The 12,303-nt window shown below is 70.2% G+C and carries 14 protein-coding genes and 1 pseudogene; 2 read left to right on the top strand and 13 right to left on the bottom strand.

Annotation, left to right across the window (positions count from 1 at the left end; all coding sequences use genetic code 11):
• Positions 1-3 precede the first annotated feature (3 nt).
• From G3580_RS03820 to G3580_RS03805, 4 genes are all read right to left on the bottom strand, one after another.
• Complete coding sequence (locus G3580_RS03820; protein ID WP_173764006.1) at positions 4-615, bottom strand: nitrous oxide reductase accessory protein NosL; 612 nt, start codon at positions 613-615, stop codon at positions 4-6.
• A gap of 227 nt (positions 616-842) precedes the next feature.
• The gene (locus G3580_RS03815) at positions 843-1,169 is read right to left on the bottom strand and encodes an AzlD domain-containing protein (RefSeq protein ID WP_407671029.1); all 327 of its coding nucleotides are present in this window, start codon (positions 1,167-1,169) and stop codon (positions 843-845) included.
• A complete protein-coding gene (locus G3580_RS03810) occupies positions 1,166-1,873 on the bottom strand; it encodes an AzlC family ABC transporter permease (protein ID WP_173764004.1) in 708 nt (235 codons plus the stop codon). The genes G3580_RS03815 and G3580_RS03810 overlap by 4 nt, the downstream gene beginning before the upstream one ends.
• On the bottom strand, positions 1,870-2,796 hold the full coding sequence (locus G3580_RS03805; protein WP_173764003.1) for a hypothetical protein: 927 nt from the start codon (positions 2,794-2,796) through the stop codon (positions 1,870-1,872). The genes G3580_RS03810 and G3580_RS03805 overlap by 4 nt, the downstream gene beginning before the upstream one ends.
• A 171-nt stretch (positions 2,797-2,967) precedes the next feature.
• On the opposite strand from G3580_RS03805, the gene G3580_RS03800 reads away from it, so the two are divergent.
• The gene (locus G3580_RS03800; protein ID WP_228720761.1) at positions 2,968-3,822 is read left to right on the top strand and encodes a cation transporter; all 855 of its coding nucleotides are present in this window, start codon (positions 2,968-2,970) and stop codon (positions 3,820-3,822) included.
• 6 nt (positions 3,823-3,828) lie between these two features.
• On the opposite strand, the gene G3580_RS03795 is transcribed toward G3580_RS03800, so the two are convergent.
• The 9 genes and pseudogenes from G3580_RS03795 to nhaR all read right to left on the bottom strand — a co-directional run bounded on the left by G3580_RS03795 (position 3,829) and on the right by nhaR (position 11,459).
• On the bottom strand, positions 3,829-4,158 hold the full coding sequence (locus G3580_RS03795; RefSeq protein ID WP_173764002.1) for a hypothetical protein: 330 nt from the start codon (positions 4,156-4,158) through the stop codon (positions 3,829-3,831).
• Positions 4,159-4,209: 51 nt separating this feature from the next.
• Positions 4,210-4,668, bottom strand: a complete 459-nt coding sequence (locus G3580_RS03790) for a DUF411 domain-containing protein (protein WP_173764001.1) — start codon at positions 4,666-4,668, stop codon at positions 4,210-4,212.
• Between the two features lie 29 nt (positions 4,669-4,697).
• Positions 4,698-5,138, bottom strand: a complete 441-nt coding sequence (locus tag G3580_RS03785; protein ID WP_173764000.1) for a c-type cytochrome — start codon at positions 5,136-5,138, stop codon at positions 4,698-4,700.
• Between the two features lie 57 nt (positions 5,139-5,195).
• On the bottom strand, positions 5,196-5,519 hold the full coding sequence (locus G3580_RS03780; protein WP_173763999.1) for a hypothetical protein: 324 nt from the start codon (positions 5,517-5,519) through the stop codon (positions 5,196-5,198).
• The gene (locus G3580_RS03775; RefSeq protein ID WP_173763998.1) at positions 5,516-8,641 is read right to left on the bottom strand and encodes an efflux RND transporter permease subunit; all 3,126 of its coding nucleotides are present in this window, start codon (positions 8,639-8,641) and stop codon (positions 5,516-5,518) included. Before G3580_RS03775 ends, G3580_RS03780 begins: the two co-directional genes overlap by 4 nt.
• Positions 8,638-8,901 carry a hypothetical protein gene (locus tag G3580_RS19950; RefSeq protein WP_228720760.1) on the bottom strand — a complete coding sequence of 88 codons (264 nt, stop codon included), beginning with the start codon at positions 8,899-8,901 and terminating at the stop codon, positions 8,638-8,640. Before G3580_RS19950 ends, G3580_RS03775 begins: the two co-directional genes overlap by 4 nt.
• A gap of 74 nt (positions 8,902-8,975) precedes the next feature.
• Positions 8,976-9,581 (bottom strand): annotated as a pseudogene (locus G3580_RS03770) (efflux RND transporter periplasmic adaptor subunit); the annotation flags it as partial.
• A 178-nt stretch (positions 9,582-9,759) separates the two neighbouring features.
• Positions 9,760-10,527: a hydroxypyruvate isomerase gene (gene hyi, locus G3580_RS03765; RefSeq protein WP_173763997.1), complete on the bottom strand. Its 768-nt coding sequence runs from the start codon at positions 10,525-10,527 to the stop codon at positions 9,760-9,762.
• Between the two features lie 17 nt (positions 10,528-10,544).
• Positions 10,545-11,459, bottom strand: coding sequence for a transcriptional activator NhaR (gene nhaR, locus G3580_RS03760; RefSeq protein ID WP_173763996.1), 915 nt, complete (start codon positions 11,457-11,459; stop codon positions 10,545-10,547).
• Between the two features lie 152 nt (positions 11,460-11,611).
• On the opposite strand from nhaR, the gene G3580_RS03755 reads away from it, so the two are divergent.
• Complete coding sequence (locus G3580_RS03755; protein ID WP_173763995.1) at positions 11,612-12,289, top strand: Bax inhibitor-1/YccA family protein; 678 nt, start codon at positions 11,612-11,614, stop codon at positions 12,287-12,289.
• The last annotated feature ends 14 nt before the right edge of the window (positions 12,290-12,303 follow it).

Here is a 12,303-nt window from a genome sequence, read left to right as displayed (position 1 = left end):
CGGTCAGTGCGCGGGCAGCGAGGCGACCAGGGCGTCGAAGCGGAGCACCGCGCCACCATGGGCCTGGGTGAAGGCCCGGGCCGACGCCTCGCTGGCGAAGGCCGGCACATCCGGGCCGCGCATGGGGCCGAGCACATCGGCATCGACCACGAAGAACGCCGCTTCCGCCGGCACCCAGCCACCCCCTTCGTAATCGGTAACATAGCGCCGCACCACCGCCGCGTCCGTGCTCACCGACGCCGCCGCGCCCAGCGTCGCCTGGTAGCGGACCAGATCGAGCGGGGAATCGAAGAATCGCGCGCCGCCATCGGCCTGGATGAGCTGGGCCGCCCAGCGCGGATGGCGCGCCACGTACATCCCGCACACGCTGCAGCGCGACGCCTCGGTGAGCGGCCGCGGCGCGTTGCGATCGCGCCCCGAGGCGGGGTCGTAAGGCATCGCGGGAATCTGCAGGCCCGAGGCCACATGACACACCGCGCTCTGCGGCGCCGATGCCTCCACACCGCTCAGCGCCCCGGTCTGACGCACGCCCCAGACGCCCAGCGCCACCACTGCACCCAGAGCCAGGAGGTACCGCCCGCGCCGTTCGGAGACGCGCTGCGCGCCGGTGCCCATCTACGCCACCCGGTCGCGCTGTGCACGACAGGACCGGCCGGCTCCGCCAGCCTGGGCGCGCCACGGGGTCGGGGCCGGCGCAAGCGCCGCGGAACACAACACATCGGGGAACGACATCGACACTTCCGGCTTCGCCCAGGGAAATGACGACAGTCTGCGGCGCCCGGCGCCGGCCCGCCTTGTTCCGCCTCAAGTCCGGACGGCACCGCCGCGGCGAAGACCGGGCGCTACAGGCCCAGGCCCTTGCGCAGCAGCAGGAGCACCCCCATGCCGAGCAGGAACGGCAACCAGGGGTTCTTCGAGCGCAGGGCGACGCCGACCACCACCACGGCCGCCGCGACCTTGGGGTTGAACGGCGAGACCGCGCCGCCGCTGACCAGGACGTTGGGCATCACGATCGCCGCCAGCGCCGCGGCCGGCGCGTAGCGCAGGGCCTCGCGCAACGCCTCGGGCAGGCGCGCACGGTGGCCGAGCACGATGAAGCTGCCGCGCGGCCCGTGGGTCGCCAGCGACACCAGCGCGAAGGCGAGCCAGATCCAGGCCCCGTCCATCAGTCCGTCTCCCCGCTGCCGCCGAAGCGGTGATGGGCGACGAAGCCGGCACCGATGCCCAGCACGATGGCGACGATCACGCCGAGTTGCAGCGGCATGTCACGCAGCCCCACCGAGGCCAGCCCGCCCACCAGCGCTGCCACCAGCATGGGGCGCTGGCGCACCAGCGAGACCAGGATCACCATCAGCGCGATGGTGGCCATGAACTCCAGCGACCAATCACGCGGCAGCACGTCGGCGCCGACCACGCCGAGGAACACGAAGCCCTGCCACAGCACCCAGCCCCAGGCGGCGGGGGCGATGTAGTAGCCGAAGCGGAAGTGCCGGTCGGGCTCGCGCAGCATGCGGTCGGTGCACACCGCGAACACCCCGTCGATGAGCAGGTAGCCGGCCAGCAGGCGCCGGCGCAGGGGCATGTCCTCGAAGCCGCGCGCGATGGCGGCACTGAAGATCACGAAGCGCAGGTTGAGCGCCAGCGCAGTCAGGCCGATCAGCCACAGGGGCGCGCCGGAGACGATCAGGGGGAGCGTCCCGATCTGCGCCACGCCGGCGAACACGATCACGTTCATGCCCATGGCTTCGAGCATCGACAGCCCGGCACTGCGCAGCGCGACGCCGGTGACGAGGGCCCACGGAACGAGGCCGACCGACAAGGGCAGAAAGGCCGCGAAGCCGGCCTTCGCGCCGTCGCGGAAGCGGGGGTTCATGCGGCCCGGTGCGCGCCCGGCTCGATCCACACCCCGCCGTCTTCGGCGCGCCGCACCTGCAGGCCGAGACTGGCGAACAGCCCCACCAGAATCTCCTGCAGCTGCTGGCGCCGGGTCTCGACATCGCCCGGCTCGGCGGCGGCGAACAGGGCGCCGAGGCGCTCGGTCAACGGCCCCCAGTAGGCCCCGAAGAAACTGTCGGCCAGCGCGGCGTCCATCTCCGGGCTGATGGCCGCGAGCGGCTTGCCGAGCCCGGCCAGGTAGCCTTGCGCATGGGCGGCCGTCTGCACCAGGTGGGCGATGCGCCCGAGGCTGCGCACGAACAGGCCATCCAGGTCGTCGCCCGACAGCGCCACGGTGATGTCCTCCTGGGTCGCCGGCGGCAGCGCGTCGACCACGTCCATGAGGTGCTTGAGCATCAGGTCGGCATCGGCCGGCAGCGACCACACCGCGCGCCGGGTCACTCCGTATTCGTTGCGCATGGCCTCGACCACCGGCCGCAGCTGGCTGTCGAACACCGAATCCTGCCAGGCCCCGAGCGCGTCCTCGCCCTCGGCGAGGGCATCCAGATGCAGGCGAATGCGCCACATCTCGCTGTGCAGCAGGTGCACGAAACGGGCCATGTCGTCGGCCTCGCCGCCCATGGCGCGCGCCACCTGCTCGCTCTCGAGCACCAGCACCGGGCCCGCCTCGCGATACAGGGTGCGCGCCACCGTCGGCACGATGGCGCCGGCCGGCGGCGCCGGTTCGCCGAGCGCCACCAGGGTCGCAGGCAGGTCATCGGCGATCACCACGTGGCCGGGGAGGCCTTCGAGCACCTGGTCACGCGCGCAGATGCGCCGCACCAGTTCCTTGAGCACGATTTCCGCCGTCGGCGCCACTTCGCCGATCTTCTCGCCCCGACATTCCACTTGCGTGACCACGCGACACTCCTGTCAACTGTCTGCAACAAAACGCGCATTCTACCCCTGCCTCCGAGTCGATCACCGACTCACAGCCGGATGGTCCGCGCCCAAGGTGTTACTTGACGTGTACACCGATTTACGCACGACGACGCTACACTGCTGCCGTTTGCCCACCCGCACCGAGATCCCGTGACCGACTGCCGCTGCACGGCTGCGCCCGAGCCCGCCGAAGACACCCCCGACACGCCCGACGCGTCCACCGCCAGCCGCTACCTGCTGCCCGGCATGGATTGCCCGAGCGAAGAGCAGCTGGTGCGCATGCAGCTGGGGCGGAGCAACGACGTGGTCGGCCTTGCCTTCGACCTGCCCGCGCGCACCGTGACCGTCTATCACAATGGCGATGCGCACGCGATCGCCGGCCTGCTCGCGCCATTGGGCTTCGGCCACACCCTGCTCGACAGCGGGCCGTGCACGCGCGCGCCGGCGGCGGACCATGACGAACGCCGCGTGCTGTGGCAGCTGATGGCCATCAACCTGTTGATGTTCGTGATCGAGATCATCGCCGGCTGGCTGGGGGAGTCCACCGGCCTGCTCGCCGACGGCCTCGACATGTTTGCCGACGCGGCGGTCTACGCCCTCGCCCTGCTCGCGGTCGGTGGCGCCGCGCACCGCAAGCTGCGCACCGCGCACCTGTCCGGCTGGCTGCAGCTGGTGCTCGGCCTGGGCATCGTCGTCGAGGTGGGCCGGCGCATCTGGTTCGGTGCAGAACCGCAGCCGCCGATCATGCTCGGCATCGCCCTGCTCGCCCTGGTGGCCAACGCCATGTGCGTGCTGCTGCTGATGCGTCACCGCGACGGCGGCGCGCACATGAAGGCGAGCTGGATCTTCACCGCCAACGACGCCCTCGCCAACGTCGGCGTGATCCTCGCCGGCGCCCTGGTCGGCTGGCTGCATGCGCCCTGGCCGGACTGGCTCATCGGCACCGCCATCGGCGCGCTCATCCTGCACGGCGCCTGGCGCATCCTGCGCCTGCGCGAAGGCTGAGACAGATCAGCGCCCGCAGGGGTGCAGGTCGCTCCCGCACTGGTTGAAGTTGCCCAGAGGCCGGTCGAAGGTGTATTCGAGCGGATCGCCGATCCACTCCTTGGCGGTCTCGCCGGCCGAGCCGGTGGGCAGGGTGAAGGGCAGCGCGAGCACGAAGCCGACCGTGCCCACGGCGGCCCCGACGATGCCCAGCGGCCGCACCACCACCAGGTCCACGGCCATGTCGGTGGATTTGTCGCCGGTCACCGTGTCGCGTTGTTGTGCCAGGGCCGGCGCCCCGGCGAGCGCGACGCTCAGCGCCGCCGCGCCCAGGGTACGCAAGATCACAGGTTTCATCGCAGTCTCCCGGCGGCGACGCGCATCGCGCCGCCACCCCGTTATGCCGCGTCAGTGGCGCGCGAACACCGTCGCCCCACCGCTGCGCTCGAAGCTCACCACCTCATAGCGCTGTGCCGGATACGGCCCCTCCATGCCCGGCGAGCCGGCCGGCATCCCCGGCGCGGACAGCCCGGCCACGTCCGGCTGCTCGGCCAGCAGGCGCTTCACATCGGCCGCCGGCACATGCCCTTCGACCAGATAGCGGCCGATCCGTGCCGTGTGACATGAGGACAAGGCCTCGGGAATGCCCAGTTGCTGCTTGACGCGCCCCATCTGCGCGCTGTGCACTTCGTGCACCTCGAAGCCGGCGGCGCGCATGTGCTCGGCCCATTTGCTGCAGCACCCGCAATTCGGGTCCTTGTACATTGTGATTGCCGGCGCCTCGGCCTGGGCGAGCGAGGCCGCCGCGAGCAGTGGCATCGCGCAGGCGAAGAGCCAGGGCCGGATCGATTTCGTGATCGGTTTCATTTCGTGTTCCTCAAGCAACAGACGGGCGATCAACGCCCGGACGCACCGAAGCGCTTGGCGCGCTCGGCCCGGATCGACTCGGGCCAGGTGCTTTCAATGTACGCCAGCACATCCCGGATTTCATCATCCGACAGGGTGCCGGCAAAGGCGGGCATGTCGGTCTGGTAGCCGGCCGGCGCCAGCGGCGGGACCAGCCCGTTGCGGGTCATCGCGAACAGCATGTCCATCGGATGATGCCAGGTGTGTCCGCTGGCGTCGTGCGGCGGCGCCGGCAGGCGGCCGTCGGCCTTGCGCCGGCGCCAGTCGGGTTGGCCCGTGAGGTCGGCGCCGTGGCAGCTGGCGCAGTGCGCGTCGTACAGCGCATGCCCCCGCGCCGGATCGGGTCGATGGACCGGCGCGGCGGCATCGCACGCGCCGAGCGCCAGGGCGGCCCCGATCATCGGGACCACGGATATCCGGAAAAATTTCATGACGGTCTCCCGCAAACATCAGACGAAGCGGCACCTTGCGATGCCGCGGCGACGCGTTCAGGCGGGCGATCTGGGTGGGCGTTGTTCGCGGAAGAGCGGCGCGTCGCGCGGCGGATGGACGGGCGCGGAGACGAGCACGCCACCCCACGCGCCGGGCTCGGCGAATCCCGTGGCGCCCGGCGCCAGCGGTGCGAGGCACGGGATAGCGCAAGCGGCACTCGTGCATGCGGTGTCCGACGTCTGATGCGCCGAGCCGCCACAACACCCGGCCGCCATCACCGTGGCAGCCCCGTGGCATGCGTCCCCGGCCTGGACGAACACCGGCCAGGCCAGCGGCAGGCACAGCAGGCACAACAGGACGAGACGGCGGAACCCATTCATGGGGCGAAGCCTACCCCGGTTTGCGCCGGCGCGGCTTGATCCAGGTCGTCCCGCCGGCGCGGGCGCATCACCAGCCGGTAGATGAGCGGCATGGCGAACAGGGTCAGCACGGTCGAGAAGCCGAGCCCCCACACGATGCTGGCGGCCACCGGCCCCCACATCAGCGACTTGCCGCCCAGCCCCACGGCGAGCGAGAACAGCCCCCCGATGGTGGTGAGCGTGGTGATGAGGATCGGCACCACCCGCCGCCGCGCCGCATACACGGCGGCATGGAGCACGCTCATGCCCTTGTCGAGGCGGTCGTTGGCTGCGTCGATGAGCACGATGGCGCTGTTGACCGCGATCCCGGTCAGGGCGATCACGCCATAGAGGGTGTACAGCGACATGGGGTTGTTGGACACGAACAGGCCCAGCACCACCCCGGTGAACGCCAGCGGCACCGTGACCAGAATCATCAGCGGCTGCCAGTAACTGCGGAACTGCGCGGCGAGGATCAGGTAGATCAAGCCCACGCCGAGGCCGAACAGGCGGCTCATCGCGTCGAGACTCTCCTGGATGTCGTCGAGCTCACCGGAGAAGTCCAGCGCCACCTGCGGATACTCGGGGCGCAGCCGCTCCCAGGCGGCGCGGAGCATGGTGTTGGCGGCGACGGTGTCGGTGGTATCGGGGGCCAGATCGGCCTCCACGGTGATGGCCCGGCGCAGCTGGTAGTGGCGGATGTAGCCCTTGGAGATGCGTTCGGTAGCATCCACCAGGGCGCCGAGCTGGATGCGGCGGCCATCGTCGAGCAGCACGTCGTGCTGGAGCAGATCCTGGATCTGGCCGAGGGTCTGCGGCCGCGCGCGGACGATCACCTCCACCTTCTCGCCATCGTCGCGCAGGCTGGCGATGGTCTCGCCCTCGCCGTACAGGCGCACCAGGCGCGCGACCACGCCGGGTTGCACCCCCGCGCGCGCCAGCTTGGTGCGATTGAGCGCGAGGCGCAGTTCGGTGCGGCCGGCCACGTCGTCGTCGGTCAGGTCGATCACGCCCGGAATCTTCGCCACCTCGGCCTTGACCGCGTCGGCCGCGGCCCGCAGCCGGGTGTAGTCGTCCGCCTTGACCTTGACGTTGATCGCCTTGCCCGCCGGCGGCCCACCCTTCATCTCCAGGAAGGAGAGTCGGGCGATGCCCTGGCGGGCGAGCACCGGCGCGCGCAGCTCGTCGATGATCTCGTTGGTGAACTGGCCCCCGGAGGCGCGCGGCTGCAGCGAGACCAGCACCTGGGCGTACTGGTCGCCGTACAGGGGCTCGGTGTCGGTGAACTTGATGCCGGCATAGGCGGTGACCGAGCGCACCACCTCGGGCGGCAGTTGCGCCTCCACCACCCGGGCCACCTTCTGGGCCTCGGCGAGCGAATCGTCCAGGCTCATGCCCGAGGGCATGTCCACGTTCACATAGAACAGGCGCATGGAGTCGAAAGCAAAGAACTGGCGCTTGACGACGCCGCTGCCGACCATGCCCGCGGCCCCCACAATGAGCAGCACGACCACCGCCGAGGTGAGCTTCGGCCAGCGCATCACCCGGATCAGCAGGCGCGAATACCGGACCCGCACCCAGTGGGTGAAGCGGATGCGCCGGCGCTGCCCGGCCGAGGCGGCGGACATGTCGGGGCGAATCGACATCACATGGGTGGGCAGGATCCAGAAGGCCTCGAACAGGCTCACCGCCAGCGCGGTGGTCACCACGAAGGGCACCACGAACATGAACTTGCCGAGGATGCCCGGCAGCAGCATGAGCGGCAGGAAGGCCGCCATGGTGGTGAGCACGGCGCTGGTCACCGGCGCGGCCACCTCCATGACTCCGTTCATGACCGCCTCCATGGCGCGCTCGCCACGCTGCAGCCGGTAGTAGATGGCCTCGACCACCACCACCGCGTCGTCCACCAGCATGCCCAGCGCGATCACCACCCCGAGCAGCACCGTGAGGTTGAGGGTGGAGCCGATCAGATCCACCAGCATGAAAGTGCCCGCGAGCGAGAACGGCACCCCGAGGCCCACCAGGATCGCCATGCGCGGACCGAGGAACAGCCAGCACATGACCAGCACCGCCGCCAGCCCGATGAGCGCGTTCGATTCCATGATGCCGATGGCGTTGCGGGTCATGCCGGTCTGGTCGTCCAGCATCACCAGCTGCAGGCCCTGCGGCGCCAGCAGCGGATTGCGCTCGGCCACCAGGGCCTGCAGGCGCGCCACCAGCGCCAGGGTGTTGGTGCGGCTCTGCTTGTTGACCGACAGCATGATCGCCGGCTGGCCGCGATAGCTCACCAGTTGGGTGGGACGCTCATGGCCGCGCTCCACCCGCGCCACCTCGTCGAGGGCGACCCGTCCCTGCGGCGTGATCACCGCCATGTCGGCGAGCTGTTCCGGGTCCGGCGTCTTGCCCTGCAGGCGCACCAGCCACTCGCGATCGGCCACGCGCACGCGCCCGCCCAGGGTGTTGCGGAACCAGGCGCTCACCGTATCGGACACGGTCAGGGGCGAGAGGCCGCGCGCGCTCAGGGCCGCCGGATCGAAATCCACATGCAGCTCCGGATCGTCCAGCCCGGCGGCGATCACCGTGTCGACCCCGGACATGCGCTCCAGGTCCTTCTTGAGATCGAAGGCGGCACGACGCAGGCGCTCGTCGCGCGCCGGGCCATACACCGCCAGCATCGCGGTGGGAAAGCCGTTGGACGAGGTAATCTCGGTCACCCGCGGATCGTCCCCCTCCTCGGGCAGCTCGTCCGAGGCCTTGTTGAGCACCTCGCGGCGCAGGTCGTTCACGCGCTTGTCGAACTCCTGGTCGGAGAGCTCCTCGAAGCGCACCAGGATGGACGAGAGGTTCTCGCGGCTGGACGAGGACACGAACTTGATGTCCTTGACCTGGGCGATGGCGTCCTCGAGCGGCGCGGTGATCTCCTGCTCCACGTCCTCCGCCGAGGCGCCGGGCAGCACGGTCGACACCTGCACCCAGTTGAAGTTGATCTCCGGATCCTGGGCGCGCGGCATGACCAGATAGGTGGCCAGCCCGCCCACCAGCACCAGCACGAAGGCGATGTTCGCCAGCGGGTGGTTTTCGATCAGCCGCTGGTAGAGCTTCATTCGCGGCGCTCCGCACCCGGCGCGACGGCGTCGAGGCCGATCTGGAAGCGTCCCTCGTCCACCACCGGCAGGTCGAGCGGCCAGTCGTCCGGCACCGGCGCCGGACGCCCGGCCTGGGCTTCGGGCAGGGGCCGGAACTGCGCGGTCGCGCCGGGCTTGACGAACACCCCGAAGGCGCCGTCGCGCTTCTGCACGTAGCCGGGCGGCAGCAGCGGTCGGTCGCCCTGCCAGCGCACCTCGCCGGCCAGACCGACCGGCATGTCGGCCAGGGGGTGAACACCGCCTCCTGGGTCTGCCCGGCGCTATCGACCACCGGCGAGACCCGCAGCAGGCGCACCGGCACCTCGAGGCCCGCAGCGGCCAGCGTCCACGCCTTGGCCGCCTTGAGGCTGGCCACCTGCGGCACCGGCACCGCGGCACGGATCTCCGGCGCCGCCACGGCGGCGAGCACGAGCACCGGCGTGCCCGGCGAGACGTAGTCACCGACGCTGGCCAGGCGCTTGCGCACCACGCCGTCGAAGGGCGCCCGCAGGCGCGCGCGGTCCAGGTCGAGCTCGGCGGCGGCCACCGCCTGGCGCGCCGCGTCGCGCTCGCTGCGCTGCACGGCCAGTTCGGTTTTCTTGATGCGCAACGCGTCCGGACTCACGAAGCGGTCACGGGCCAGGGCCTCGCTCTGCGCCAGCTGCGATTCGGCCAGGGCAATGCGGTTGTCCACCAGCTTGAGCTGCGCGCGGGCCTGGGCCAGGCCGATGCGGTATTCCCGGGCGTCGAGCGCGACCACGACCTGCCCCTTGCGCACCTGCTCGCCCACCCGGGCGGCCATCGTGTCGATGCGCCCGGACACGGCGAAGGCCAGCTGCGACTCGAACAGCGGATCGCCGGTGGCGCTGGCCCGGTAGGTGGGATAGGTGACCAGCTCGCCCAGCGGGCGGGTGGTCATGTCGGCCGCATGGACCGTCAGCGGCAGCAGGCAGGCGAGCAGAAAGCGTCGGATCATCATGGTCGCAGAGAATGGAAGGCGCCGGCGCCGAGCGCAAGGGACAGAGTGTAATGCGCTCACCATGACAATGGCGCCTCGTGCCGGCGCCATTGTGTCAGCGCATGTCACGCCGCCGTCATCACGGCCGCCACCCCAGACCGTCTTCCGTGCGCCCCGCCGGCACGTACTCGCAGCCGACCCAGCCGGCATAGCCGAGGGCATCGAGATGGTCGAACAGGAAGGGGAAGCGGATCTCGCCGGTGCCGGGCTCGTGCCGCCCCGGATTGTCCGCCAGCTGGATGTGGCCGATCCGCGACAGGTGGCGCGACAGGGTGCCGGCCAGCTCGCCCTCCATGCGCTGGGCGTGGTAGAGGTCGAACTGGACGAACAGGTTGGCGGCGCCCACGGCGTCGAGGATGTCGAAGGCCTGGGCGCTGCGGTTGAGGTAGAAGCCGGGCACGTCGAAGCTGTTGATCGGCTCGACGAGCAGGCGCATGCCGGCGCCGGCCAGGGCGGTGGCGGCGAAGCGCAGGTTGGTGACGAAGGTCTCGCGCACCCGCGCCGGATCGACCCCGGCCGGCGCGATGCCGGCGAGGCAGTTCAGCTGCGGGCAGTCGAGCGCGCAGGCGTATTCGAGCGCCCGGCCGACCCCGTCCTGGAACTCGCCGACCCGATCCGGATGACAGGCGATGCCGCGCTCACCACCGCCCCAGTCGCCGGCCGGCAGGTTGTGCAGCACCAGCGGCACGCCGGCGCGCTCGCGGGCCTCGACCAGCTGCGCCAGCGGCCAGTCGTAGGGAAACTGGCATTCGACCGCGGCGAAGCCGGCCCGCGCTGCCGCGTCGAAGCGCTCGGCAAAGGCGTGTTCGGTGAACAACAGGCTGATGTTGGCGGCAAAACGGGGCATGGATCGCTCCTTGCGTCTCAGGGTATCGGGCGCGCCGGGCCGAAGCCGGCCGACGCGGCGGCGGCGCGGATGGCGACGATGCCCGGGTGCGTCGAACGGCGCTCGGCGGTGATCGCGTACAGCTGCTCGGCCACCTCGGGCAGGCGCCCCACCGGGCGCGCGCCGGTCTGCTCCATCACGTCGCGCATCACCGCCTCGGGCACGGCGAAGAAGCCGGCGCCGGCCCGGGCGAAGGCGGTCATCAACGCGCTGTCGTCGAATTCTCCCACAATGCGCGGGCGGATCCGCTGGCTCTCGAACCATTTGAGCAGGGACGCACGCACCCCCACATCCTCGCCCGGCAGCAGGAAGGGGGCGTCGTCGAGCAACTGCGGAAAGTCCGCCGCGCCGTCGGCCAGCGCGGGCGCGCCGAGCACCGCCAGGGCGCTCTCGCCGAGCGGGTGGGAATAGCCGCGCACATTCAGGTTGCCGGGCATGGGCCGGTCGGCGATCACCAGGTCGAGCCGGTGGATGGACAGCTCGGCGAGCAGCGCGGCCAGGCGGCCCTCGCGGCAGATGAGGCGCACCGGCGTGTCCAGTTCCAGCGCCGGGGCAACCAGGCGGTAGGCCACCTGCTTGGGCACCGAGTCGGCGATGCCCACCCGCAACGGCAACACCGGGTGCTGGGCCGAATCGTGGAGGACGTCGACCAGCTCGTCGCCGAGGGCGAAGATCTCCTCGGCGTAGCGCAGGGCGCGCTCACCGGCCTCGGTCAGCTCCAGGCGCCGGCCGACGCGCTTGAACAGCGACACCCCCAGCCGCGACTCGAACTCGCCGATCTGCCCGCTCACCGACTGCGGCGTCAGGTGCAGTTGCTCGCTCGCCCGCGCGACGCTGCCCGCCTTGGCCACCATCCAGAAGTAGCGCAGATGCTTGAAGTTGAGCGCGGCCATCGCAACACCTCGAATTTTTCGACGATTCAATGAACTTTATTCGATTTGTCCTTACAAATCACTCCGACTAGACTGCATCACGTTGGCGTGCGTGAAACCCCTTGCGCCGCCATGCAGTCATACGCAAGTGCATTCTCAAAGGAGATCGACGCATGAACCGAACTTCGCCGTTCCCCGGTCAGGTAGGTCAGGTCCGGCAACAGTCGGTGCTGGCCACCAACAAGGTCATCCGCAACACCTACGTGCTGCTGTCCATGACGCTGCTGTTCTCCGCCGTCACGGCGGGCGCGTCCATGGTCATGAACCTGCCCTACCCCGGTCCGATCATCACCCTGGTCGGCTACTTCGGGCTGCTGTTCCTGACCACCCGGCTGCGCAACAGTGGCTGGGGCATCCTGTCCGTGTTCGCCCTCACCGGCTTCATGGGCTACACCCTGGGCCCGATCCTGAACTTCTATGCCCACATGCCCAACGGCGGGCAGACGGTGATGACCGCCATGGGCCTGACCGGCGCCATCTTCCTGGGCCTGTCCGGCTATGCGCTCACCACCCGGAAGAACTTCTCCTTCATGGGCGGCTTCCTGACGGTGGGCATCCTGGTGGCCTTCCTGGCCGGCCTGGGCGCGCTGTTCTTCAGCATCCCGGCCCTGTCGCTGACCGTCTCGGCGGCCTTCGTGCTGCTGATGTCGGGTCTCATCCTCTACGAGACCTCCAACATCATCCACGGCGGCGAGACCAACTACATCATGGCCACGGTGAGCCTGTACGTGTCGCTGTTCAACCTCTTCACCAGCCTGCTGCACCTGCTCGGTGCCTTGAACGACGACTGAGCCCGGGCCGTCCG

The sequence above is a fragment of the Nitrogeniibacter mangrovi genome (genome assembly GCF_010983895.1).
Classification (GTDB): domain Bacteria; phylum Pseudomonadota; class Gammaproteobacteria; order Burkholderiales; family Rhodocyclaceae; genus Nitrogeniibacter; species Nitrogeniibacter mangrovi.
This window is presented reverse-complemented; position numbering and strand designations above follow the sequence as displayed.